Here is a 25,014-nt window from a genome sequence, read left to right as displayed (position 1 = left end):
CGTCACCTGCCGAGGCTGGTTTACTCCTCTGTTTCCGAGCCTTCAGACGTCGAGACCTCCATTTCTCCTCGATTGATCACTTCTTCCACACCAAAGTCTATGCCCGTCCGTTCGAAGTAACCGATCAGCCGTAGCAGGCTCTCTTCGGAGAACCGATTACCTCGAAAACTGATGTTTTCAGCGACTTCCGTCGGCAGTTCCATCACGTCGCTGGGCACTTCGGTGATGGCGTTGCCACTGAGGTCGGCCCAGTCCAGTTCTGCCATTTGCAGCAGGCCGGGCGGTATTTCGGTGATGCCGGTGTCATTCAGCAGTACGGTAGCGAGCTCCGTCATCTGGCTCAGGTCTGGCGTTTGCCCCAGGGGGTTGTGGGCCAGATCGAGATAATCGAGCTGTTCCATACCCGCCAGCGCACTGGCTGATTCCGCTGACAGTCTGACGCGGCACTCCGGAAGTGACAGCGACCGCAGTTGACCCATCTTGAACACCGCATCGGGAATGTTGCCCAGATTACAGTCGCGCAGTCGCAGGCTTTTGAGGTGGGTGAACGACTCCAGAAAATGCCCGATGCGGGTCACTCCGTCGACGCTGCGCAACTCCAGCGATGTCACATGACTGAAGTCGGCGTTCAGGGTCGGCAGCTCGCCGTTAATGTCGGACTCGAAAAAGAGTTCATAGGTGGGCTCCAACGCCTCATTGAAATCATCCACTTCGCTTTCATGCCGCCAGCACTGCTCCAGCGTCTGTTTGAACTGGTCGCGGTTCATGTGTTCGACAAGCTGTTGTTGAGCGGTGAACGGTTCACCCGTCAACGGGTGTTGGGCCGGAAGGTCGGAAGTCCATGCCGCCAGGTCGTTGCTCAGTTGAGCCAACTCCGCTTCAAGGTGTGTCAGCTCGATCCGACCGTCAGCCAGAGTGCCGGCCAATTCATAGACAAACTCGCTCGCCTGTTCGACCTCCAGGTTCGGGTACAGCGCCCTGACTCGGTTGATGTCCGCCTCTGGGGCATAGATGCCCAAATCGTATGAGCTGCTGAAGTAGTGATGCTTGATCAGTTGTCGGGCGTTATCCGAAAGCGGATTGTGCGTCAGGTGTATTGCGCGTTTGGTGTACACCGGGCTTTCGAACAATTGCGTAGGCAGCTCACTGATCTTGTTGTGTAGCAGCTTGGCGGTATCAAGTCTGGAGTGGCGAACTACGCTGTCGGGAATGTCGGTCAGGCCGGTACGGCTCAGGTCCAGGTAAACAAGCTCAGGCATGGATTCGACACTGGGCACCATAGTGAACGGGTTCTGGTACAGGTCCAGCTTGACCAGTTTGTTCAATGAAGACAGTTTCGCCCAATTGTCTGCATCGAACCTGATTGCGCAGTCGCTTAACACCAATGCATCCAGGTTAGCCATCCGAGGAATGGCCTCTGGGAGGGTGGTCAGGGAAAAGCGTTTTAAATCGAGTCGGCGCAAATTGGTGAAACGCTGAAGAAACTCGGGGACACCCTGCACAGCACGACTGCCTTCAAGGGTTAGCGACGACACGTGGGAGAAATCGGCCGTCAGCGTGGGTAGATCACCAAGAATCGGCTCGGCAAATCTGAGCGCATAACGCGGCGTGTCATTCGGGCCATCGAGGTCCCGTTCTGATTGTCGACGCCAGCTGCGCTGGATTTCCTGAGCCAGCAGTCTGCGATTGTGTCGAGCGGCCTGTCGTTCCAGTTCGCTCAGCGGAGCTCGGGTTTGCGGGTGGACAGTGGGCGAGTCAGTTATCCAGGTGTTCAATTCCTGATGCAGTCGCGAGAGCTCGCGGGCCAGACGTGAGATCTCTATGCGAGCGCCATCGGGATGCGTTTGCAACTGCTGAACGACAGACCGGAGTTCCTCCTCGGTAAGGCTGGGGTAAACCTCGCGAACACGCTCGTTGAGCGATGACGTCGGGGAGGGCATGCGCCGGTATCCATCGGAGCCGCCAGGCAAGCGCATGGTCGTCGGATCATAGAACGGTTTTCGATTGGGATTTTTCGCGAACAGCTTGCGAAGTGCCGGTTGGTTTGATGCGTGTTCGGCGATGCGCAGTTTGAGTGCCTGGGCATTTGTGATCGATAGGCTCAACGCATTGCGCTGCGCCTGTGACAACGCCTGAAAAAGACCCTGATAAAAATCACCGGGCACCGATTCGCTGTCTTGATAAACCTGATAGGTGCCGTCTTCGGCGCGCACCAGCGTTTTCAGGATCGGCGCATCGGCCAGGCCAATGCTGTCGCGCACAAGTCCGTTATAGGTGTAATCCCTCACTTCAATCCGCAGTTCGGCGGGAAAACCGGGCAGTGAATTCAGGCTTTGCAAGGCCAGTCGGTGGGTGTCGGTGTTGTCCAGAACGTCGGAATAAAGGCCTTCGCAGGCTCGGGTTGCGCGTACGGCCTCCATGGCTTTCAGAGCTGCCTCCTTCAGCCGCGGGGGCGTGCGACCGTTGTGCAGTAGGCGTAACTCGGTCCCGGTTGCATTGCTCACCAACTCTTGCGCGACATCGGTCGGCAAACCCTTCACATCGTCGAGCAATCGCTGAACGTGCCGATCATCGGTTTTTTCCAGTGCGCGGTAGCGGGTCTCGAACAGCGATTGGTGGTGCTTTCGGGCGAGTTCGGCCGTTTGTTTTCTGAAGGCTTGCGTTTGGGTTTGCGGTGCAGGCATTGGCGTGTCGACGGGCCACGAGTCGTAGCTGCTCAGCAGTTGATGTTGCAGGGTTACATCGGCCTTGCGATAGCGCTCGGGTTGGTCGCTGCTGATCTGTTCGATAAAGGTTTCGATGTCCCGATTGATCCTGAAGCGCTTGATCGTGTCTGTCAGCAGCGAAGGCGGACGATAATTTTCGACATGCATTTCGCGCATGACGTCGTCGTGGTAACCGCTGACCCTCAGGATCCGTTCGCGCTCGGCATTGGTGAACGACTCGACGTTATGGCCGAGGCGGCGCATGACCTTTTCCCGGTCCCAATTCAGGGGTTGCTCCAGTTCTGTATGCCAGGCGCCGTGGTTGTTATGCCGCAGAGGTGGCTGATAAGCATCAGTTCGGTTCGGATGCTCAATCTGAAACGTGCCTGACACGCGGTCGGGCTTCACGGCATACAGTTTTCCCTCCAGTGGCAGCAGCGTCTTGCCTTCGTTTTGATAGAGGCCGAGATGATCGGGTTTTACGCCTTCCGGCAAAACGAGTGCTTGTTCGTAAGGCTTGAGATCCGGCTTCCAGTAACGGGTTTTCCCGTCGGGTGTTGTGACGGGTTTGAGTGGGTCGACAAGGGCAATAGCTTCACGAGAGAGCAGAGGGCTGAGGGGCCGGGTAGCGATGGCGCCGCCCACTGCAAATGTCCCCACCTGAACCACCGTTTCGACGAATGTCACCAGATGCCCGAGCGCTTCTTTTTTCAGCCCTTCAGCCAGGTCGACTATGCCTTCGAAGGTTTCGTCGAGTAACTGGTAGGCCATGTAGCCAAGCATCAATTCGCCGAGAAACGGGACGAAAGGCAAGGCAACGAACGTCGCGATTTCAAGGATTGTCGAGGCGACTTTGCTAAAGGCATTCCACAAGGCCCAGCGCGCATCGCTGTCGACAGAGGCGGTGGAGACGGCGAGCGTGCTTGCATCGTTGAGGATCTTGTTGAGCTGTCGCTGATAGAGATGGTTCCACAGGTTCGCTCTGAACGGGATCGCCGAAAATCGCAAATCAGACTTGTCGATGGGCGTTTCGCGCCAGCTCGGCAGTGGGTCGCCATATCGGTGTTGATGCCAGGTTACGCTCTGGAGGCGACGGTTAAGGTCCGCGAAAAAATGTCCTCTTTCCTTGTGGTCGACGAAGCGACTGAAAAACGTTTGATAAGCGGGCGAGTGCAGTTTGCGGGTCAGTTCGGCCATGAACGCCAATGTGTCTGGATATTCCTTGAGAGGATGCTCTGGATCATCGGGAATGTAGGCGATGATCCGTGTTGCCGAGCGTGCGCGCTCCAGGCTCGCCGCGAAAATGACAATACCGGTCAGCGAGGAGGACATCATTGTCAGGTCGTGACCATACAGCGGCTGCCCACCCAGTCGAGCACCCGAACGCCCTTCCAGAATGCGCTGAATCGAGAGATAGGCATCCGCTGGGATGTCCTTTCGGATTTGCGCTATCTGCAGCGCAGTTTTGAGTGCTGTTTTGTGCGAGCCGATCACCTTTGATTTCATTACCGCGCCCGCTACAGGGTTGGACAGCCCCAGATTGTCCTTGAGGTAAGCGGTGTACCGGGCGCCGATATCCAGTTCCCGGCATAACCGGGTAAAGGTCGGGATAGTGAGCTTTTGCTTGATCGCCGGCAGCGTATCGAACTGCCCTGTGGGCGAAGGTTGGGTGATAAACGTCGAGGCCGGTTCGTAAGCCCCTGCCGCAGTTTCCGATTCCTGAAAGTTATGCAGGACGGCGTCGAGCATCGACACAGTCCAGGTGCGCGCCGCGCCAGTCTTGATTCCGAGAAGCGGCACGGTTTGAGGGATGTACAGGCGCAGGAAGGTGGTTTTGACGTCCAGATCCAAGTCAAACCGGGTTTTCAGGGCGTCGCTCAGCAGCGGTTCGGCAAAGGCTTGTGCGCTTTGCAGGTTCGACAGCATTGAGTCCAGACGATTTCGATGGGTCCAGTGTTCATGGCTGAGCTTTTTCAGCGACTGGTGCTGCAACGGTGTTGCGGTGCCAATCCAGTCCTGCGTCATGAACGTGGCGTTCTTGAGGGCGCTGTGTGTACTGGACGATGCTTCTAATACCCAGGCAGGCAGGTTGTTGAACAGGTGATGATAGTGATCGTCCGGTTGCGTAGCGGATTCGCTGTTTCCCGTAGTGGAAAGACGATCGTTCTCGTATCGGCTCATGCGCTATTCCCTTAGCGTTTTGAATGAGCCGCCAGCAAAACAGACGATGATCGGTTCCGTGCGGTACATATTTACCGCACCGCTCGACAACCCTGCCTATAACCTGTGCCGGCAGTTTAAACTGCGCCTTTGCGACGCTATATGTCGCATTGCCGTAAACCCGGCTGAAACCGGGGTTTGCGCTATAAGAAGTTGTCGCTTGGCGGCAAGGCCGGGCTGAAAACTGTCCTTACAATCCCCCTCATCGCTCGCCAGTTTCAGGCGAGTGTTCCTCATCAGGAGACTCCGATGTCCGTTGAGCACGCTGCGGTACAACGCGCCGATTTCGACCAGGTAATGGTTCCCAACTACGCGCCTGCCGCATTCATCCCTGTGCGTGGTGCCGGTTCCCGCGTCTGGGACCAGTCTGGCCGCGAGCTGATCGACTTCGCCGGCGGGATTGCCGTTAACGTATTGGGCCATGCGCACCCGGTGCTGGTCGGTGCCTTGACCGAGCAGGCGAACAAGCTGTGGCACGTGTCCAACGTGTTCACCAATGAGCCGGCCTTGCGCCTGGCCCATAAGCTGATCAACGCCACATTTGCCGAGCGCGCGTTCTTCTGCAACTCCGGCGCCGAAGCCAACGAGGCCGCTTTCAAGCTGGCCCGTCGCGTCGGTTTCGATCGTTTCGGTAGCGAGAAGTACGAAATCATCGCTGCGCTCAACAGCTTCCACGGTCGTACCCTGTTCACCGTGAATGTCGGCGGTCAGTCGAAGTATTCCGACGGTTTCGGTCCGAAGATCACCGGTATCACCCACGTGCCGTACAACGATCTGGCCGCGCTTAAAGCTGCCATTTCCGACAAGACTTGTGCCGTGGTGCTCGAACCGATTCAAGGCGAGAGCGGCGTCATTCCAGCCGAACTCAAGTACCTGCAAGGTGCCCGTGATCTGTGCGACGCGCACAAAGCGCTGCTGGTATTCGATGAAGTGCAAACCGGTATGGGCCGCACGGGCAAGCTGTTCGCCTATCAGCAATACGGCGTGATTCCGGACATCCTGACCACCGCCAAGAGTCTGGGCGGCGGTTTCCCGATCGCGGCAATGCTGACCACCGAAGACCTGGCCAAACACCTGGTCGTCGGCACCCACGGCACCACCTACGGCGGCAACCCGCTGGCGTGCGCTGTCGCGGAAGCCGTGATCGACGTGGTTAACACTCCTGAAGTGCTGGCCGGCGTCAACGCCAAGCACGACAAGTTCAAGGCGCGCCTGGAACAGATCGGCGAGAAGTACGGCCTGTTCACCCAGGTCCGTGGCATGGGCCTATTGATCGGTTGCGTGCTGAACGATGCCTGGAAAGGCAAGGCCAAGGACATCTTCAACGCCGCTGAGAAAGAAGGCCTGATGATTCTGCAGGCCGGCCCGGACGTGGTTCGTTTCGCGCCAAGCCTGGTGGTTGAAGACGCTGATATCGATGACGGTCTGGACCGTTTCGAACGCGCCGCGGCGAAACTGACGCAAGCCTGATAGACCCTTCGACGCCTGACATTTTCAGGCGTCGATCCAGATTTTTGTTTCGGGCTGGATCAAATGTGTGGGAGCTAGCCTGCTAGCGATGAGGGCCTGATAGCCAACATCATTGTTGCCTGACAGGACGATATCGCTAGCAGGCTAGCTCCCACAGTTGACTCTGAGTTGTTTCAGGGATGGCCCGGGTTTTTTTCTTCTGTAAGTTCTGAGATTAAGGAGTGACACCATGCTGGTGATGCGCCCCGCGCAAATGGCTGATCTGGGCGAGGTACAGCGTCTGGCTGCGGACAGCCCGATTGGTGTCACTTCCTTGCCGGATGACGTTGAACGCCTGAGCGACAAGATCGCGGCAAGCGAAGCCTCGTTTGCCGCCGAAGTGAGTTTCAACGGTGAAGAGAGCTATTTCTTCGTCCTCGAAGACACCGCCACTGGCAAACTGGTGGGTTGCTCGGCCATCGTTGCGTCGGCCGGTTATTCCGAGCCGTTCTACAGCTTCCGTAATGAAACCTTTGTGCACGCCTCTCGCGAGCTGAAGATTCATAACAAGATCCACGTCCTCTCCCAGTGCCACGACCTGACCGGCAACAGCTTGCTGACCAGTTTCTACGTACTGCCGGAACTGGTGGGTTCGGCCTGGTCGGAACTCAACTCCCGGGGGCGCTTGCTGTTCGTTGCCAGCCATCCGGAGCGTTTTGCCGATTCCGTGGTGACCGAGATCGTCGGTTACAGCGATGAAAACGGCGATTCGCCGTTCTGGGATGCCATCGGTCGCAACTTCTTCGACCTCAACTACGCCGAAGCAGAGCGTCTGTGCGGTCTGAAGAGCCGGACGTTCCTGGCCGAATTGATGCCGCATTACCCGATCTACGTGCCGCTGCTGCCGGACTCTGCTCAAGAGGCGATGGGCCAGGTGCACCCACGGGCGCAGATCACCTTCGACATCCTGATGCGTGAAGGCTTCGAGACCGATCACTACATCGACATTTTCGACGGCGGGCCGACCTTGCACGCCCGTGTCTCGGGGATCCGTTCGATCGCCCAGAGCCGGGTAGTCCCGGTGAAAATCGGCGAACCGGTCAAAGGTGTCGGTCGTCAGTACCTGGTGGCCAACGCCCAGTTGCAGGATTATCGCGCCGTTTTGCTTGAGCTCGATTACGCGCCGGGCAAGCCCGTGACCCTGGATCTTGAAGCGGCCGAAGCCTTGGGCGTCGGTGAAGGTGCCAGCGTGCGCCTGGTGGCGGTTTAACGCCTGCTTTGAAGAATGCTTAGTAAAAGCAGCGAGTTTCACGGGTGGCGCAAGCGGCCCGTTTGAGGAGATAGCATGATCGTTCGTCCCGTACGCAGCAGCGATTTACCCGCTCTGATCGACCTGGCCCGCAGCACCGGCACCGGCTTGACCACCTTGCCGGCCAACGAAGAGCGTCTGGCCCATCGGGTCGGTTGGGCCGAGAAGACCTTTCGCGGCGAAGCCGGGCGGGGCGATGCGGACTACCTGTTCGTGCTCGAAGATGATGACGGGCGAGTGGTGGGTATTTCCGCCATCGCTGGCGCCGTCGGCCTGCGTGAGCCTTGGTACAACTTCCGGGTCGGCCTGACCGTCAGCGCTTCGCAAGAGCTGAACATCTACCGCGAAATCCCGACGCTGTTCCTGGCCAACGACCTGACCGGTAACTCCGAGCTGTGCTCGCTGTTCCTGCACGCCGACTACCGCACAGGCCTCAATGGCCGCATGCTGGCCAAGGCGCGGATGTTGTTCATCGCCGAGTTCCCGCAGCTGTTCGGTAACAAGATCATCGCCGAGATGCGCGGCATGTCCGACGAAGCGGGGCGTTCGCCGTTCTGGGAAAGCCTGGGTCGGCACTTCTTCAAGATGGAATTCAGCCAGGCTGACTACCTGACCGGCGTGGGCAACAAGGCGTTCATCGCCGAACTGATGCCGAAATTCCCCCTGTACACCTGCTTCCTCTCGGAAGATGCGCGCAACGTGATCGGGCAGGTCCATCCAGACACCGAGCCGGCGTTGGCCATGCTCAAAAGCGAAGGTTTCAGCTATCAAGGCTACGTCGACATCTTCGACGCCGGTCCTGCGGTGGAGTGCGAAACCGGCAAGATCCGCGCAGTTCGCGACAGCCAGGCGCTGGTGCTGGCCATCGGCACGCCGGGTGATGACGCCACTCCGTTCCTGATTCACAACCGCAAGCGCGAAGACTGCCGGATCACTGCTGCTCCTGCACGTTTCGCCGCCGGTACGCTGGTGGTCGATCCCCTGACCGCCAAACGTCTTCAACTCAACGCCGGCGATCAAGTGCGCGCCGTTCCGTTGTCCGCTGCCAGGGAGTCGAAATAATGAATTCGCTATACATCGCAGGTGAATGGCTGGCCGGCCAGGGTGAAGCCTTTCAGTCGCTGAACCCGGTAACCCAACAGGTGCTGTGGGCCGGCGAAGGCGCCACCACTGCTCAGGTTGAATCGGCCGTGCAAGCCGCGCGCCAGGCATTCCCGAGCTGGGCCCGACGTACCCTGGACGAACGCATCAGCGTGCTGGAGGCCTTTGCCGCCGCGCTGAAGAACAATGCTGACGAACTGGCTCGTACCATCGGTGAGGAAACCGGCAAACCGTTGTGGGAAGCCGCGACCGAAGTCACCAGCATGGTCAACAAGATTGCGATCTCGGTGCAGAGCTACCGCGAACGTACCGGCGAGAAGAGCGGCCCGCTGGGCGACGCCACCGCGGTGTTGCGCCACAAGCCACACGGTGTGGTCGCGGTGTTCGGGCCTTACAACTTTCCCGGTCACTTGCCGAACGGTCACATCGTGCCGGCGCTGCTGGCCGGTAACAGCGTGCTGTTCAAACCCAGCGAGCTGACGCCGAAAGTCGCTGAGCTGACGGTCAAGTGCTGGATCGAAGCCGGTCTGCCGGCAGGCGTGCTGAACCTGCTGCAAGGCGCCCGTGAAACCGGTATCGCCCTGGCGGCGAACCCGGGCATCGACGGCTTGTTCTTCACTGGTTCCAGCCGCACGGGCAATCATCTGCACCAGCAGTTTGCCGGTCGCCCGGACAAGATCCTCGCCCTGGAAATGGGCGGTAACAACCCGCTGGTCGTTGATCAGGTCGCAGACCTCGATGCCGCCGTTTACACCATCATCCAGTCGGCATTCATTTCCGCCGGTCAGCGTTGCACCTGTGCCCGTCGCTTGCTGGTGCCGCAAGGCGCTTGGGGCGATACGTTGCTGGCGCGTCTGGTGGCGGTCAGCTCGACGATTGAAGTCGGTGCGTTCGATCAGCAACCGGCGCCGTTCATGGGCTCGGTGATTTCCCTCGGCGCTGCGAAAGCGTTGATGGATGCGCAAGAACATCTTCTGGCCAACGGCGCCGTAGCGCTGTTGGAAATGACTCAGCCCCAGGCCCAGGCAGCCTTGCTGACCCCGGGCATTCTGGACGTAACGGCGGTTGCCGATCGCCCGGACGAAGAGCTGTTCGGTCCGCTGCTGCAAGTGATCCGCTACGCTGATTTTGAAGCGGCGATCGTTGAAGCCAACGACACCGACTATGGCCTGGCGGCCGGTCTGCTATCGGACTCCGAAGCGCGTTATCAGCAGTTCTGGCTGGAAAGCCGTGCGGGCATCGTCAACTGGAACAAACAGCTGACCGGTGCTGCGAGCAGCGCGCCATTCGGCGGTGTCGGCGCCTCGGGCAACCACCGCGCCAGCGCCTACTACGCGGCAGATTACTGCGCGTACCCGGTCGCCTCGCTGGAAACCCCGAGCCTGGTAATGCCTGCGACCCTTACGCCTGGCGTGAAAATGGCGTGATGCGCCATCGCCAGCAAGCTGGCTCCCACAGTGATTGGGTCACACACAAAATGTGTGAACCCCACCGAACCTGTGGGAGCCAGCCTGCTGGCGATGGCCGCGCCGCGGTCTTACTGAATAGTTACTGAAGCCATAACAACAGATTCTCGTGGAGCCTCGCTGATGAAATCCTATGAAGTCAATTTTGACGGTCTAGTGGGGCCGACCCATAACTACGGCGGTTTGTCCTACGGCAACGTCGCGTCCCAGAGCAACAGCCAGCAGTCTTCGAACCCGAAGGAAGCCGCGCTGCAAGGCCTGGCGAAGATGAAATCGCTGATGGAAATGGGCTTTCAACAGGGCGTGCTGGCACCACAGGAGCGCCCGGATGTAGCAGCCCTGCGTCGTCTGGGTTTCAGCGGCACCGACGCTCAGGTGATCGAACAGGCGGCTAAAGATGCGATGCCGTTGCTGGTGGCCAGTTGCTCGGCGTCGAGCATGTGGGTGGCCAACGCCGCCACTGTCAGCCCGAGCGCCGACACTGCGGATGGCCGTGTGCATTTCACCGCGGCCAACCTGAACTGCAAATATCACCGCAGCATCGAACACCCGACCACCAGTCGCGTGCTGGCGGCGATGTTCGCTGACCAGAAACACTTCGCGCACCACGCTGCATTGCCAGCCGTGGCGCAGTTCGGGGACGAAGGGGCAGCCAACCACACCCGTTTCTGCCGTGAATACGGCGAGGCGGGCGTCGAGTTCTTCGTGTTCGGTCGTAGCGCGTTCGACACCCGTTACCCGGCACCGCAAAAATACCCGGCCCGCCAGACCCTCGAAGCCTCCCAGGCGGTTGCCCGCTTGCACGGCTTGAGCGATGACGGCGTGGTCTACGCTCAGCAGAACCCTTCGGTGATCGATCAGGGCGTGTTCCACAACGATGTGATCGCGGTGGGTAATGGCGAGGTGCTGTTCTATCACGAGGACGCGTTCCTCGACACCGAGCAGATGCTGGCCGAACTGCAGAGCAAACTCGCCAAAGTCGGTGGGAAATTTCAATCGGTCTGCGTACCGCGTTCCGCGGTAACCGTGGAAGACGCCGTTCGTTCCTACCTGTTCAATAGCCAACTGTTGTCGCGTCCTGATGGCTCGATGCTGTTGATCGTGCCGGAAGAGTGCCGTGGCAACGAGCGTGTCTGGCAGTACCTGCAAGGTTTGACCAGCTCCGGTGGCCTGATCCGCGAAGTGAAAGTGTTCGATTTGAAGCAAAGCATGCAGAACGGCGGCGGCCCGGCTTGCCTGCGACTGCGCGTCGCGCTCAACGAAACCGAACTGGCGGCCGTCAACCCAGGGGTTATCATGACGGCACCGTTGTACGGCACGCTGACCGAGTGGGTCGACAAGCACTACCGCGACCGCATGACCGAAAACGATCTCGCGGACCCGCAGTTGCTGCTTGAGTGCCGGACGGCACTGGATGAACTGACGCAAATCCTTAAACTGGGCGCGGTTTATCCATTCCAGATCAATTGAACGTTGAGAGCGTAAAAAAACATGAGCGATACCCTGCAGCTGATCCTTGAAGACACCGACGGCACGCAACTGGAAACCTCCTGCACCCGCGTCGCGGTCATGTGGCAAGGCAAAGAGCTGTGGATTCAGCAAGACGGCCGCGGCCAACTGCTGATCGGCGTGGATGTGGAAGAAGGTGACGCCGAATACGCAAACCTGCTGCTACGCCCATTGGCGACTAATCTGGTAAGTCTGCAACTGGAAATGGAGCCGGCTGAAGTCGGTGACGAAGACCACGTGCACGGCCCGGATTGCCAGCACGACCACTAAGGAAACCGCTCTATGCTCGCCCTCGGCAAATTACTTGAACTGACCCTCGCCGGCCGCGAACCGGCGGAGAAGACTCAACTGACTGTCGAAGGCGTGCGTATGCGCTGGTTGAGCGAAGGTGCGCTGGAAGTCCGGCCACCTGAAGCCCGCGACAACGGCCTGGACCTGCTGTTGTCGGCCGGCATCCATGGCAATGAAACAGCCCCGATCGAGTTGCTCGATCGCCTGTTGCACGATATTGCCCGCGGCGATCTTAAGCCCCGCGCACGTATTCTGTTCCTGTTCGGCAACCCGGAAGCGATTCGCAAAGGCGAGCGTTTCGTCGAGCAGGACGTCAATCGGCTGTTCAACGGTCGTCACGAACAAAGCAGCGGCTCCGAAGCCCTGCGCGCGTGTGAACTGGAGCGGCTGGCGGCGAGTTTCTTCAGCCTGCCGGATCGCAACCGTCTGCACTACGACCTGCACACGGCCATTCGTGGCTCGAAAATCGAACAGTTCGCGCTGTATCCCTGGAAGGAAGGCCGTCAGCATTCGCGCCTGGAACTGGCGCGTCTGCGCGCTGCCGGCATGGAAGCGGTGCTGCTGCAAAACAAGCCGTCCATCGTTTTCAGCTCCTACACTTACGACAAACTCGGTGCCGAGGCTTTTACCCTTGAACTGGGCAAGGCGCGGCCATTCGGGCAGAACGACGGGGTCAACGTCGACCTGCTGGAAACCCGCCTCAAACAGATTATCGAAGGCAACGAGCCGGCCCAGACCGAAGAGGCGCTGGACGGTTTGCAGCTGTTTAGCGTGGCGCGAGAAATCATCAAGCACAGCGATAGCTTCCGCTTGAACCTGCCAGCGGACATCGAGAACTTTTCAGAGTTGGAAGTGGGTTACCTGCTGGCCGAAGACATCGCCCAGACCCGGTGGGTCATCGAGGAGGAGGGGGCCCGCATCATCTTCCCTAACCCTAGGGTCAAGAACGGCCTGCGCGCCGGCATCTTGGTTGTGCCAACCACCGACGAAAACCTCGCCTGACCGCGATATCAGGCTCGACATAAAACCCATGTGGGAGTGAGCCTGCTCGCGATAGCGGTGTATCAGTCAACAAGAGCGTTGGCTGACACTCCGTCATCGCGAGCAGGCGCGCTCCCACAGTTTTATCGGTGTTTACACTGCTACCGCACGCGGCTCGCTACGACGCAACGCGCGCATCTTGTGCAGCGTATCCGCGCATGTCTTGGCCGCTTCCTGGCCTTTGTGCACGAAATGCTCGAAGAAAAACTTCTGATGTTCTTCGCCGGCATGGAAGTGGTGCGGGGTCAAAACCACGGAGAACACCGGCACTTCGGTTTCCAGCTGAACTTGCATCAAGCCGCTGATCACCGACTGGGCGACGAATTCGTGGCGATAGATGCCGCCGTCAACGACCAGACCCGCGGCGACGATGCCGGCATAACGACCGGACTTGGCCAGCAGCTTGGCGTGCAGCGGAATTTCAAAGGCGCCGCCGACTTCGAAGAAATCGATCTCCGATTCCTGATAACCCTGAGCAATCATTTCGGCCACAAAGCCCTTACGGCTCTGATCGACGATTTCTTTGTGCCAGCAGGCCTGGATGAACGCAACGCGCTCGCCCTGATGGTTTTTGCTTTTGCTATCGATTGCGGTGGGTTGCATGTTCTGACTCCTGTTTATGTAAAAAACAGGGCATATGAATCGAATGGGATTTAATGGCACGCAGGCACAACTGCCTGCGGACGGCGCTTTGGTATAGAGCCTAGGCGGCGCCAATCCCGTTCTCTCTTCATCCGGACTATGACCGTCGGCCCCGGGATCACACCGGGTCTGCTGACCTTGCCGCCATCACAGCCATTGCCGTGCCTGTCGCCAAGCGCTCGCGGGCTATGCGCATTGCGCGCAATTACCGCCGGTGGGGAGTTGCACCCCGCCCTGAGAACGTTTTGCCGCCAGATTGTTTGGCGGCGAAGCGTTTTTAACACATATTTCTCACCTGTGCATTGCTGCTATCTGATGATTGCTATCGACTTTTCCGTCGGTTCAGGAAGCCTTTTCCTACCCAAGGGTTGATTATTCGTCGGCATGGCCGCAGTAATTCCTACTTGAAAGGGATTTTCCCCTGCTTACCGAGGCCAGATTCATGAGTGTTATCGATCTTCGCAGCGACACCGTCACCCAACCGTCCGCCGGGATGCTCGACGCGATGGCCAGCGCGGCCACCGGTGACGACGTTTACGGTGAAGATCCGACGGTCAATCGACTGGAAGCCGAGCTTGCGAGCCAGTTGGGTTTTGCTGCGGCGCTGTTCGTTCCGACCGGCACCATGAGCAATCTGCTGGGCTTGATGGCCCACTGCGAACGCGGTGACGAGTACATCGTCGGTCAGCAGGCACACACCTATAAATACGAAGGTGGCGGCGCGGCCGTACTCGGTTCGATTCAGCCGCAACCGCTGGAAGTGCAGGCCGACGGCTCGCTGGACCTGGCCCAGGTAGCGGCCGCGATCAAACCGGACGACTTCCACTTCGCCCGCACCCGTTTGCTGGCGCTGGAAAACACCATGCAGGGCAAGGTTTTGCCGTTGGAGTTTCTGGCGCGGGCTCGAAGCTTTACTCACGAGCATGGGTTGCAACTGCACCTGGACGGCGCGCGGCTGTACAACGCGGCGGTCAAATTGGATGTCGATGCCCGGGAAATTACCCAGCACTTCGATTCGGTCTCGGTCTGCCTGTCCAAAGGCCTGGGCGCGCCGGTCGGTTCGGTGCTGTGCGGCTCGGTCGAATTGATCGCCAAGGCGCGACGCCTGCGCAAGATGGTCGGCGGCGGCATGCGTCAGGCCGGGATACTGGCGGCGGCAGGTTTGTACGCGCTGGATAACAATGTTCAGCGTCTGGCTGATGACCACGCCAATGCGCAGTTGCTGGCTGAAGGCTTACGAGCGGCGGGTTACGAGGTCGAGCCGGTGCAGACCAACATGGTTTACGTGCAGATGGGCAACAAGGCCGAGGCCATCAAGGCGTTTGCCGCCGAACGCGGGATCAGGCTGAGCGCTGCCGGACGTTTGCGCATGGTCACGCACATGGACGTCAGTAGCGCTCAAATCGAGCAGGTCGTCGCGACATTCGTCGAGTTTTCGCGCAACTGATAGCGTTAGCGGTCCAATTGACCATTTCTATCGTATAAACACGCTGTACCCCGCGCGCAGGGCCGATATAATGCGGCCCTTTGCCGTCGCTTCGTCTGTTGACGTTTCGCACAGGCCTTTGGCCGCAGCCTCCGTGGAAGAACCTAATGAAAAGCGCAGAAATCCGTGAAGCCTTCCTTCGCTTCTTCGAAGAGCAAGGCCACACCCGTGTAGCCTCCAGCTCTTTGATTCCGGGCAACGACCCAACCCTGCTGTTCACTAACGCGGGGATGAACCAGTTCAAGGACTGCTTCCTGGGCCAGGAAAAGCGCGCGTACACCCGCGCGGTCAGCAGCCAGAAATGCGTGCGCGCCGGCGGCAAGCACAACGACCTGGAAAACGTCGGTTATACCGCCCGTCACCACACCTTCTTCGAAATGCTGGGTAACTTCAGCTTCGGTGATTACTTCAAGCGCGACGCGATCACCTACGCCTGGAACTTCCTGACCTCCGAAAAATGGCTGAACCTGCCCAAAGAAAAGCTCTGGGTCACCGTCTATGCCAGCGATGACGAGGCCTACGACATCTGGACCAAGGAAATCGGCGTTCCGGCCGAGCGCATGGTTCGTATCGGCGACAACAAAGGCGCGCCTTACGCGTCCGACAACTTCTGGACCATGGGCGATACCGGCCCATGCGGTCCTTGCACCGAGATTTTCTACGATCACGGCGCCGACATCTGGGGTGGCCCACCGGGCTCGCCGGAAGAAGATGGCGACCGTTACATCGAAATCTGGAACAACGTGTTCATGCAGTTCAACCGCACCGCCGATGGCGTGTTGCACCCGCTGCCAGCGCCGTCGGTCGACACCGGCATGGGCCTGGAGCGGATCAGTGCCGTGCTGCAGCACGTTCACTCGAACTATGAAATCGACCTGTTCCAGAGCTTGCTGATCGCATCGGCCAAGGCCATCGGTTGCACCAACGACAATCAGGCGTCCCTGAAAGTCGTCGCCGACCACATTCGCTCGTGCGGTTTCCTGATTGCCGATGGTGTGCTGCCGTCCAACGAAGGCCGCGGCTACGTGCTGCGCCGGATCATTCGTCGCGCCTGCCGTCACGGCAACAAACTGGGCGCCAAGGGCAGCTTCTTCTATCAGATCGTTGCGGCCCTGGTCGCCGAGATGGGCGAAGCGTTCCCAGAGCTGAAATCCCAACAGGCGCATATCGAGCGCGTCCTGAAAGCCGAAGAAGAGCAATTCGCCAAGACCCTGGAGCAGGGCCTGAAAATCCTCGAGCAGGATCTGGCTGATCTCAAAGGTGACGTGGTACCGGGCGACGTAGTGTTCAAACTCTACGACACCTACGGTTTCCCGATGGACCTGACCGGCGACATCGCTCGCGAACGCAACCTGACCATCGACGAAGAAGGCTTCGAGCGCGAAATGGAAGCCCAGCGCGTCCGTGCCCGTTCCGCCAGCTCCTTTGGCATGGATTACAACAGCCTGGTCAAGGTTGATGTGGCCACTGAGTTCACCGGTTACACCGCTCACAGCGGTTCCGCGAAAATCGTTGCTCTCTATAAAGACGGGCAATCGGTTGACGTGCTGAGCGAAGGCGAAGAGGGTGTGGTCGTTCTCAATCAGACCCCGTTCTATGCCGAATCTGGTGGTCAGATTGGTGATTGCGGCTTCCTTCAGGCTGGCGCTGCGCGTTTCGACGTGCGCGACACCACCAAGACTGGCGGTGCGTTCCTGCACCACGGTGTGCTGGATTCGGGCAGCCTGATCGTTGGCGCTCCGGTGGAAACTCATGTCGATGCCGACGTGCGTCACGCAACTTCGCTGAACCACTCCGCCACTCACTTGCTGCACGCAGCATTGCGTCAGGTGCTGGGCGATCACGTTCAGCAGAAAGGCTCGTTGGTCGACAGTCAGCGCCTGCGCTTTGACTTCAGCCACTTCGAAGCCATCAAGCCTGAGCAGTTGAAGGCGCTGGAAGACATCGTCAACGCCGAGATTCGCAAGAACTCCGAAGTTGAAACCGAAGAAACCGATATCGAAACCGCCAAGCAGAAGGGCGCCATGGCGCTGTTCGGCGAAAAATACGGCGACAGCGTGCGCGTACTGAGCATGGGCGGTGATTTCTCCGTCGAGCTGTGTGGCGGTATCCACGCCAACCGGACTGGCGACATCGGCCTGTTGAAGATTATCAGCGAAGGCGGTGTGGCCTCCGGCGTACGTCGTATCGAAGCGGTCACTGGCGCCGCGGCGCTGGCATACTTGAACGCTGCTGAAGAACAACTCAAGGAAGCGGCCAACCTGGTCAAGGGTAGCCGCGACAACCTGATCGACAAGCTGTCGGCTGTGCTGGAGCGCAACCGTCTGCTGGAGAAGCAACTCGAGCAGTTGCAGGCCAAGGCTGCCAGCGCGGCGGGCGACGATCTGTCGGCCTCTGCCCTGGATGTCAAAGGCGTGAAAGTGCTGGCCGTGCGTCTGGACGGTCAGGACGGCAAGGCGCTGCTGGCGCTGGTCGATCAACTGAAAAACAAACTCGGCCGCGCAGTGATCCTGCTCGGCAGTGTCCATGAGGAAAAGGTCGTTCTGGTTGCAGGCGTAACCAAAGACCTGACTGGCCAACTCAAAGCCGGTGATTTGATGAAGCAAGCCGCTGCGGCAGTGGGCGGGAAGGGCGGTGGTCGTCCAGACATGGCGCAAGGTGGTGGTACTGACGCTGGCGCACTGGATGCGGCATTGGCCCTGACTGTTCCATTTGTAGAGCAGGGTTTATAAGGCAGTATGTCCGGCCCGCAGTCTAGTGGCGGGCCGAAACGCTGTTTGAGTGATTATTTGGGCGCCCTTCATGGGCAGAGGCGGCTTTGAAATGGCTTTGATCGTACAGAAATTTGGAGGCACCTCGGTCGGCACTGTCGAGAGAATCGAGCAGGTCGCCGACAAGGTTAAGAAATTCCGCGAAGCCGGCGATGACCTGGTGATTGTGCTGTCTGCAATGAGCGGCGAAACCAACCGTCTGATCGATCTGGCCAAGCAAATCAGTGGCGATGGCCAGCCGGTTCCTCGTGAGCTGGATGTGATCGTCTCCACCGGTGAGCAGGTGACGATTGCACTGTTGGCCATGGCGCTGATCAAGCGCGGCGTGCCAGCGGTGTCCTACACCGGCAACCAGGTACGGATTCTGACGGACAGTGCGCACAACAAAGCGCGTATCTTGCAGATTGATGACCAGAAGATTCGTGGCGACCTGAAGGCTGGTCGTGTGGTCGTTGTCGCCGGTTTCCAGGGCGTCGACGAGCACGGCAACATCACCACTCTTGGTCGTGGCGGTTCCGACACCACCGGCGTGGCGCTGGCAGCAGCCCTGAAGGCTGATGAATGCCAGATCTACACCGATGTCGACGGCGTCTACACCACCGACCCGCGTGTGGTGTCCGTGGCTCAGCGCCTGGACAAGATTACCTTCGAAGAGATGCTGGAAATGGCCAGCCTCGGTTCCAAGGTGTTGCAGATCCGCGCGGTGGAATTCGCCGGCAAGTACAACGTTCCGCTGCGCGTACTGCACAGCTTCAAGGAGGGTCCGGGCACCCTCATTACTATTGATGAAGAGGAAACCATGGAACAGCCGATCATTTCCGGCATCGCTTTCAACCGCGATGAAGCCAAGCTGACCATCCGTGGCGTGCCAGACACCCCGGGCGTTGCATTCAAGATTCTCGGCCCGATCAGCGCCGCGAACATCGAAGTCGACATGATCGTGCAGAACGTTGCGCACGATAACACCACCGATTTCACCTTCACCGTGCATCGCAATGACTTCCAGGCAGCGCAAACCGTGCTGGAAAACACTGCTCGCGAGATCGGTGCCCGTGAAGTCGTTGGCGACATCAAGATTGCCAAGGTGTCGATCGTCGGTGTTGGCATGCGCTCCCACGCAGGCGTGGCCAGCCGCATGTTTGAATCCCTGGCCAAGGAAAGCATCAACATCCAGATGATCTCTACTTCGGAGATCAAAGTCTCCGTAGTGATCGAAGAGAAGTACCTGGAACTGGCTGTGCGCGCGCTGCACACGGCTTTCGAACTGGACGCACCGGCCCGACAGGGCGAGTGATGCGTTAACCGAAGGGCGCGGTCTGACCGCGCCCTTTGTTTTTTTGAATGGCGCGACCCGAGGCTGTTCTTTTGCTCGCGCTGGTCAATACTCAGGCATGTAGGGCTGCGATCGCTCCGGTTGTAGGTCGAGTGCCTTTTTTTTGCAGACTGTTGTCCCTGAAATGAAATGCGTGAGGAGAAAGGTATGCTGATTCTGACTCGTCGGTGCGCAGAAAGCCTGATTATTGGTGATGGCGAAATCACCGTGACCGTGCTCGGCGTCAAAGGAAATCAAGTGCGTATCGGTGTCAACGCCCCGAAAGAGGTTGCGGTCCACCGTGAGGAAATTTACCTGCGTATAAAGAAAGAGAAGGACGAAGAACCAAGCCATTAATTTTTATCGTTTTTTATGTTTGCAAACGGGGAAGAAGCTGGTTAATATACGCCCCGTGTTGCGGAGAGCTGGCCGAGTGGCCGAAGGCGCTCCCCTGCTAAGGGAGTACACCTCAAAAGGGTGTCGGGGGTTCGAATCCCCCGTTCTCCGCCATTATTTGCGTAGTACGTTGTAATCTGGCTTCTTCGGTAAGTGTTTGAAATTACTAGAAAAAGTGTTTGACATAGAGATTAGACGGCCTATAATGCGCGGCAACAAATGCACTCGTAGCTCAGCTGGATAGAGTACTCGGCTACGAACCGAGCGGTCACAGGTTCGAATCCTGTCGAGTGCACCAAACACCAAAAAGCCCGCGTTTAACGCGGGCTTTTTGCCGTCTGGGATTTGGCTTTTCCTTTGGTGCATCCTCTCTCATCGAACTCGATGTGGGCGCTACGACCTCGCTGGGTGTCGTAACGGTAGCTCGTGGCTGAATTGCGAATACTGATCTTGTCTGGCTTGCCGAGGGCGCTCTCGACATCCTGCTGGCTCATGCCGGCGACAATCCGCTGATTGATGATCGCTTCGCGGCGTTCCTTGGCACTGATAAGGTTTCCACATTTGTCCTCGATCTTGCCGACGACGGTCGGATCTCTCCTTTTGATTTTCATACCTGATGTTTCGCGACTTCCGGCTTCCGGCATGAGAGCGGTTGTGCTGCCCGGTGTGAAGGGGCGCACGTCCTGAAGCGAAAGGCTGTCTCCGGACGTACAGCTCAGCGTGGTGAAGGTGATGCGCCCATCAGCAGCCTCGCAGCGGTGAACGGTCGTCGCAAGCGCCCAAGGTGAAGGGCAGAGCAGGGTGATCAATAAGAAGTAATGTGCATTCGATGGCATTAAACGTCCTCCATGACGGTCCAATCCCCAGAGTAGTCGTTACATTTTTCAGCTGTGGTGTGTTTTCTTTTCGGGATGAGTCGTCGCAGTTTCATGGATCAGGGCGGTGCTCAGGATTGTCTTGCAAGCGCTTGTTTCAGCCGCGATTTTTTAACGTTTAAAACCGTCGGGCGGTGTATCATTGCGCCCGTCAGCCCCGCCGGGGCTTGTGGAATACCTCCATGGACTTACCCAGTAGTTACTCAGTAACCCGTTTTTCCAATCATGAATTGACTGATTGATCCTTCCGGCGTGCCCCGCTGCTGGGAGTGGAGTTCGCCTATGTCTGAAGTTGAAGTAAAGAAAACGCAGGAAAGCTTGCAGGACCGCCTCGCTCAAGTTGTTGAGCTGCTGCAGCGTCAGCGGGTAGTCGAAGACCTGACTCACCGCCAGGAAGGTCCGCATCACGACCGGGTCGAGAACCTGGTTCACCGGCAAAACCTCGTCGAGTTGCAGCGCAAGCTCGATGATCTGCACTCCGCCGACGTCGCCTACATCCTTGAAGCCTTGCCGCTGGACGATCGTCTGACGCTCTGGCAATTGGTCAAGGCCGATCGCGACGGCGACATTCTGCTTGAAGTATCCGATTCGGTTCGTGAAACGCTGATCGCCGACATGGACGATCACGAGCTCCTGGCTGCGGCCAAGGACATGGACGCCGACGAACTTGCTGACCTGGCCTCCGAGCTGCCGCGAGACGTCGTCCACGAACTGATGGAAACCCTCGATGGTCAGCAGCGTGAGCGCGTCCGCTCTGCGTTGTCTTACGACGAGGAGCAGGTCGGTGCATTGATGGACTTCGAGATGGTGACGATCCGTGAGGATGTCAGCCTCGAAGTAGTTTTGCGTTACCTGCGGCGCCTCAAGGAGTTGCCTGGTCACACCGACAAACTGTTTGTGGTCGATTACGACGGCGTGCTCAAGGGCGTATTGCCGATCAAGCGCTTGCTGGTCAACGACCCGGAAAAGCAGGTCTCTGAAGTCATGGCCAGTGACCCGGTGAGTTTTCACCCGGACGAAGACGCCTATGACGCTGCTCAGGCGTTCGAGCGTTACGACTTGATCTCGGCGCCTGTAGTCGACAAGAACGGCAAGCTGATCGGCCGTCTGACCATCGATGAAATGGTCGACCTGATTCGTGAAGAGAGCGAAAACGAAGTTCTCAACATGGCGGGTCTGCGCGAAGAGGAAGATATTTTTGCGTCAGTCTGGAAATCCCTGCGTAACCGTTGGGCCTGGCTGGCAGTTAACCTGATCACCGCATTCATCGCATCCCGGGTGATCGGCCTTTTCGAAGGCTCCATCGAGAAGTTGGTGGCGTTGGCGGCACTGATGCCGATCGTGGCGGGTATCGGTGGCAACTCGGGTAACCAGACGATCACCATGATCGTTCGGGCGATGGCGCTGGATCAGGTCAGCACCGGTAATACTTCGCGTCTGATGCGCAAGGAATTGGCGGTAGGTCTGATCAATGGCCTGGTCTGGGGTGGTGTGATCGGTGTCGTCGCCTATCTGCTGTATGGCAGTTGGTCACTGGGGGTGGTGATGACAGCTGCCATGACGCTTAACCTGTTGCTTGCGGCGTTGATGGGAGTTTTGATTCCCATGACCCTGGCGCGGCTTGGGCGCGATCCTGCGATGGGTGCCAGTGTGATGATCACTGCCATGACGGACAGTGGCGGGTTCTTCATCTTTCTCGGGTTGGCGACGATCTTCCTGCTCTGATTTATCGAACATAAAAAACCTGCCAATCAATCGGCGGGTTTTTTTACGCTCGAATTTCAGGCAAAAAAAAGCCAGCGATTAAGCTGGCTTGAACTTTCGGGTGAGATCAGGAAGCGTCTGCGGCCATTTCGGCATCATGCGCAATCAGCGAAACAAGGGCGTTCTGCTGACGGTGGGAGAGTTGACGGAAGCGTTGCAGCAGTTCGCGTTCGTGCAGTGACAGTTCCGGGCTGTCCAGGCGCATGCTCAATTCTTCGCCCAGCGCGCCTTCCTGAATAAGGCTCTGTTCGAGGCGCGCGATGATTTCGGAGTTCATGCTGCGATGATGATTGCGAGCCACCTCGGCAATGCGTTCACGCATTCCGTCTGGCAGACGTACGACGAACTTGTCAGCCGTACGGCTGGAATAAATTGCCTGTTTCAATGGGCGCATATATTTAACCGGTTAGTTCAGGGGAGCGGTTCTCGGGATTGGCCGCAGGATGTCTCATAGGACAAGCGCTCTGGCCAAATGTTCAACCTGAATTGATAGAGGCTCGCATCATGCCTCAAAGTAGCCAGTTCGTTGGCGTCAATTCTGTGACAAATATTGAACTGGATAAAGGCGTTATGCCAGCACCAATCATCAGAAATGCGGACTGGTTTGAAAAGATTGCCGTGGTCCGTATTACTGACCGCCTCCTCTTGCCCGACAGGTGATGTTCTGAGATGCCTGAAGGTGCATGCTGTGCAGATTCGATCAGTGTTCCTTACTTGTACAGGATAGTGGCAATTGGCCGATTTACTAGGGGAAGACATGCAGTGGGAGGTGATTTCAAGATGGATGGCAGGCTGATTTACTTGATGGGACCGTCTGGGTCCGGCAAGGACAGCCTTATCGAAGCCGCTCGAAAGCCGTTGCAGATGCTCAGTTGTGAAGTGGTCCGTCGGGTCATCACGCGGTCGGCCGAATCAGTTGGCGAGGATGCAATTGGCGTTTCCCGGGAAGAGTTCGAGAAACGCCGGGTCGAGGGCGAATTCGCATTGTGCTGGAGCGCCAATGGCCTGGAGTATGGTGTTCCGATTGAAATAGATCAATGGCTCAATGGTGGTCGGAATGTCTTGGTCAACGGTTCGCGCGGCCATTTGATTGAGGCGCTGCATCGGTATCCAACGCTATTGCCGATTCTTTTGACGGTCAAGGATGAAGTCTTGCGAGAGCGTCTGCTGCGCCGTGGTCGCGAAAGTTTTGCTGAAATTGAAGCGAGGCTGCATCGCAATGGGTTATTTGCGGCAGAGGATTCAATCGGCTACACGCAGATCCATCGACTCGACAATTCAGGTAAGTTGTCCACTACTGTTGTTAATCTGCTGGACCTGTTGAGGGTCAACGCAGTACCGGATCGAACTTGATTTTGCGCCCGGCAATCAGCGCCAGTACAAACAGGGCGCCGAACACGCCGCAGGCGATCAGAGGCAGGGTGACGACTGTATCCTGGACCACTGACAGATGAAGAATGCCGCTCAGTAAGGCGAGGATGAAAAAACCTGCGGCTGATTTGGACATGCGATGCTCCCGATGGGGTGATTCAAAATACCAAACGTTCTGAAGATTTAGCCGGTAGCAGAATGTCTTCCTGGCGCACGTCTTGGCTAATAAAGCTGCGCTGATCGCTCATTGCCGCCAATTGAGGTGTTCTTTGCACCTGAAGGTAATGAGGTATGCGTTGAGCAACCGGCTCGCCACCGCTTTCGGGGGCAAAATGAAAGCCCAGCAGAATCGCCAGAGCGATTGCGTTCGAGAGTAAAAGGGTGCTGTTCATGAGGCGGGCCTCCATTGTTCTTCTAGGAACGGTTAAAGCAGCCCGCATGCCAACAGTCTAATGGTAATTAAATTCTTTAAAAACAAGGATTTAAAGAATTTCTCCAGGGCCGATGCATTGCATTTTGCAATGATGGCCTTTAGCAGTGATGCAATTTGCACGGTAAATAAAGCCACGTTCTTGGAAGGCGCCTGCCTACACTTAAAAAGCCCAATGGACGACATGACAAAAGCAGGCTTGCCCGTTAACATGCACGCCGTCCATCACGCCGTGCTGGTCGATCTGTGTCTCAGTAGCTCAATTGGATAGAGCATCCCCCTCCTAAGGGGAAGGTTGGCAGTTCGAACCTGCCCTGGGACACCAATAATTGAAAGTCTCCAGGCATTCATGATCCCTTCCGCTAGACCCTGATTGGGGCAGGAAAAGGGCGCACGGATTGCTTGAACATAAAAAGCCCCGCGCAGATTAATATCTGGCGGGGCTTTTTCATGATCGTTCAGTCATATCAAGTAGGGGTATGAATGCGCAGATGAGTTCGCTCTGACCAATTGCGGTTGTCGGGGAGCGGTGCTGTTCTATTTAGATGCTCTTGAATGGTTGTTCTGGATCTGGATAGGGAGGATGCCTGAACGCTGGCGCCATGCCTTGGATGTTGTCATGACGACGCCTCGAGCTATTTGATAAAAAATTTGGGTGGGGGTTGACCGAGTAATTTAATCCTGTATTATTCGCCTCCCGCTAACGAGCAGCTTGATGTTGCTTTTAGTCGTAAGTAATTGATTTTATTGAAAAATCATGAGCTTTTAAGGTTGCTACTTGAGGATGTGTGCTGTACAGTGCGCGCCTCGGTTGAGACGAAAGATCTTAACCAACCGCTCTTTAACAACTGAATCAAGCAATTCGTGTGGGTGCTT

The 25,014-nt window shown here is 57.7% G+C and carries 20 protein-coding genes, 3 tRNA genes and 1 riboswitch; of the genes, 17 read left to right on the top strand and 6 right to left on the bottom strand.

Features of this window, described 5'->3' with window-relative positions:
* Positions 1-20: 20 nt before the first annotated feature.
* Entirely contained in the window at positions 21-4,886 is a 4,866-nt protein-coding gene (locus AC3WP4_RS26765) for a dermonecrotic toxin domain-containing protein (protein WP_102616545.1), read from the bottom strand.
* Between the two features lie 288 nt (positions 4,887-5,174).
* On the opposite strand from AC3WP4_RS26765, the gene AC3WP4_RS26760 reads away from it, so the two are divergent.
* The 7 genes from AC3WP4_RS26760 to astE all read left to right on the top strand — a co-directional run bounded on the left by AC3WP4_RS26760 (position 5,175) and on the right by astE (position 13,052).
* Entirely contained in the window at positions 5,175-6,395 is a 1,221-nt protein-coding gene (locus tag AC3WP4_RS26760; RefSeq protein ID WP_074879221.1) for an aspartate aminotransferase family protein, read from the top strand.
* Positions 6,396-6,624: 229 nt separating this feature from the next.
* Positions 6,625-7,644 carry an arginine/ornithine succinyltransferase subunit alpha gene (aruF, locus tag AC3WP4_RS26755; RefSeq protein ID WP_074879219.1) on the top strand — a complete coding sequence of 340 codons (1,020 nt, stop codon included), beginning with the start codon at positions 6,625-6,627 and terminating at the stop codon, positions 7,642-7,644.
* A 75-nt stretch (positions 7,645-7,719) separates the two neighbouring features.
* Positions 7,720-8,745 carry an arginine N-succinyltransferase gene (astA, locus tag AC3WP4_RS26750; protein ID WP_008154313.1) on the top strand — a complete coding sequence of 342 codons (1,026 nt, stop codon included), beginning with the start codon at positions 7,720-7,722 and terminating at the stop codon, positions 8,743-8,745.
* On the top strand, positions 8,742-10,211 hold the full coding sequence (gene astD, locus AC3WP4_RS26745) for a succinylglutamate-semialdehyde dehydrogenase (RefSeq protein ID WP_173860503.1): 1,470 nt from the start codon (positions 8,742-8,744) through the stop codon (positions 10,209-10,211). Before astA ends, astD begins: the two co-directional genes overlap by 4 nt.
* 162 nt (positions 10,212-10,373) lie before the next feature.
* Positions 10,374-11,720: an N-succinylarginine dihydrolase gene (astB, locus tag AC3WP4_RS26740; RefSeq protein WP_074879214.1), complete on the top strand. Its 1,347-nt coding sequence runs from the start codon at positions 10,374-10,376 to the stop codon at positions 11,718-11,720.
* A 21-nt stretch (positions 11,721-11,741) separates the two neighbouring features.
* Complete coding sequence (locus AC3WP4_RS26735; RefSeq protein WP_074879212.1) at positions 11,742-12,029, top strand: topoisomerase II; 288 nt, start codon at positions 11,742-11,744, stop codon at positions 12,027-12,029.
* Positions 12,030-12,041: 12 nt separating this feature from the next.
* Positions 12,042-13,052: a succinylglutamate desuccinylase gene (gene astE, locus AC3WP4_RS26730; protein ID WP_074879210.1), complete on the top strand. Its 1,011-nt coding sequence runs from the start codon at positions 12,042-12,044 to the stop codon at positions 13,050-13,052.
* A 132-nt stretch (positions 13,053-13,184) separates the two neighbouring features.
* Here astE and AC3WP4_RS26725 read toward each other — a convergent pair whose 3' ends face one another.
* Complete coding sequence (locus AC3WP4_RS26725) at positions 13,185-13,694, bottom strand: 6,7-dimethyl-8-ribityllumazine synthase (protein ID WP_007943897.1); 510 nt, start codon at positions 13,692-13,694, stop codon at positions 13,185-13,187.
* 114 nt (positions 13,695-13,808) lie between these two features.
* A riboswitch (FMN riboswitch) is annotated at positions 13,809-13,979 on the bottom strand.
* Positions 13,980-14,175: 196 nt separating this feature from the next.
* Here AC3WP4_RS26725 and ltaE point away from each other — a divergent pair.
* From ltaE to AC3WP4_RS26695, 6 genes are all read left to right on the top strand, one after another.
* A complete protein-coding gene (ltaE, locus tag AC3WP4_RS26720) occupies positions 14,176-15,180 on the top strand; it encodes a low-specificity L-threonine aldolase (RefSeq protein ID WP_074879208.1) in 1,005 nt (334 codons plus the stop codon).
* A 146-nt stretch (positions 15,181-15,326) separates the two neighbouring features.
* Positions 15,327-17,951: an alanine--tRNA ligase gene (gene alaS, locus AC3WP4_RS26715; RefSeq protein WP_074879207.1), complete on the top strand. Its 2,625-nt coding sequence runs from the start codon at positions 15,327-15,329 to the stop codon at positions 17,949-17,951.
* A gap of 91 nt (positions 17,952-18,042) precedes the next feature.
* Positions 18,043-19,284, top strand: coding sequence for an aspartate kinase (locus AC3WP4_RS26710; protein ID WP_074879205.1), 1,242 nt, complete (start codon positions 18,043-18,045; stop codon positions 19,282-19,284).
* Between the two features lie 186 nt (positions 19,285-19,470).
* Positions 19,471-19,659: a carbon storage regulator CsrA gene (gene csrA, locus AC3WP4_RS26705; RefSeq protein ID WP_002554426.1), complete on the top strand. Its 189-nt coding sequence runs from the start codon at positions 19,471-19,473 to the stop codon at positions 19,657-19,659.
* 62 nt (positions 19,660-19,721) lie between these two features.
* Positions 19,722-19,812: transfer RNA gene (locus AC3WP4_RS26700), tRNA-Ser, on the top strand.
* Between the two features lie 107 nt (positions 19,813-19,919).
* Positions 19,920-19,996 (top strand) — tRNA-Arg (locus tag AC3WP4_RS26695).
* 19 nt (positions 19,997-20,015) lie between these two features.
* On the opposite strand, the gene AC3WP4_RS26690 is transcribed toward AC3WP4_RS26695, so the two are convergent.
* Positions 20,016-20,534: a cell envelope protein SmpA gene (locus AC3WP4_RS26690; protein ID WP_074879203.1), complete on the bottom strand. Its 519-nt coding sequence runs from the start codon at positions 20,532-20,534 to the stop codon at positions 20,016-20,018.
* A 321-nt stretch (positions 20,535-20,855) separates the two neighbouring features.
* Between AC3WP4_RS26690 and mgtE the strand changes: the two genes are divergently transcribed.
* Complete coding sequence (gene mgtE, locus AC3WP4_RS26685; protein ID WP_010457218.1) at positions 20,856-22,298, top strand: magnesium transporter; 1,443 nt, start codon at positions 20,856-20,858, stop codon at positions 22,296-22,298.
* A gap of 106 nt (positions 22,299-22,404) precedes the next feature.
* On the opposite strand, the gene AC3WP4_RS26680 is transcribed toward mgtE, so the two are convergent.
* Positions 22,405-22,731, bottom strand: coding sequence for an Arc family DNA-binding protein (locus AC3WP4_RS26680; RefSeq protein ID WP_003178899.1), 327 nt, complete (start codon positions 22,729-22,731; stop codon positions 22,405-22,407).
* Positions 22,732-22,841: 110 nt separating this feature from the next.
* Here AC3WP4_RS26680 and AC3WP4_RS26675 point away from each other — a divergent pair, with 110 nt between their 5' ends.
* Together AC3WP4_RS26675 and phnN are read left to right on the top strand one after the other, a co-directional pair.
* A complete protein-coding gene (locus AC3WP4_RS26675) occupies positions 22,842-22,997 on the top strand; it encodes a hypothetical protein (RefSeq protein WP_173860502.1) in 156 nt (51 codons plus the stop codon).
* Between the two features lie 120 nt (positions 22,998-23,117).
* Complete coding sequence (phnN, locus tag AC3WP4_RS26670) at positions 23,118-23,690, top strand: phosphonate metabolism protein/1,5-bisphosphokinase (PRPP-forming) PhnN (RefSeq protein ID WP_074879201.1); 573 nt, start codon at positions 23,118-23,120, stop codon at positions 23,688-23,690.
* On the opposite strand, the gene AC3WP4_RS26665 is transcribed toward phnN, so the two are convergent.
* Together AC3WP4_RS26665 and AC3WP4_RS26660 are read right to left on the bottom strand one after the other, a co-directional pair.
* Positions 23,665-23,844 (bottom strand): PA3371 family protein, encoded by a 180-nt coding sequence (locus tag AC3WP4_RS26665; RefSeq protein ID WP_074879199.1) that lies wholly within the window; start codon positions 23,842-23,844, stop codon positions 23,665-23,667. The two genes, phnN and AC3WP4_RS26665, sit on opposite strands and share 26 nt — an antisense overlap.
* Positions 23,845-23,866: 22 nt before the next feature.
* The gene (locus AC3WP4_RS26660) at positions 23,867-24,100 is read right to left on the bottom strand and encodes a hypothetical protein (protein WP_074879198.1); all 234 of its coding nucleotides are present in this window, start codon (positions 24,098-24,100) and stop codon (positions 23,867-23,869) included.
* Between the two features lie 286 nt (positions 24,101-24,386).
* On the opposite strand from AC3WP4_RS26660, the gene AC3WP4_RS26655 reads away from it, so the two are divergent.
* Positions 24,387-24,463 (top strand) — tRNA-Arg (locus AC3WP4_RS26655).
* Positions 24,464-25,014: the final 551 nt, after the last annotated feature.

This window comes from Pseudomonas sp. FW305-20 (genome assembly GCF_058788075.1).
This window is presented reverse-complemented; position numbering and strand designations above follow the sequence as displayed.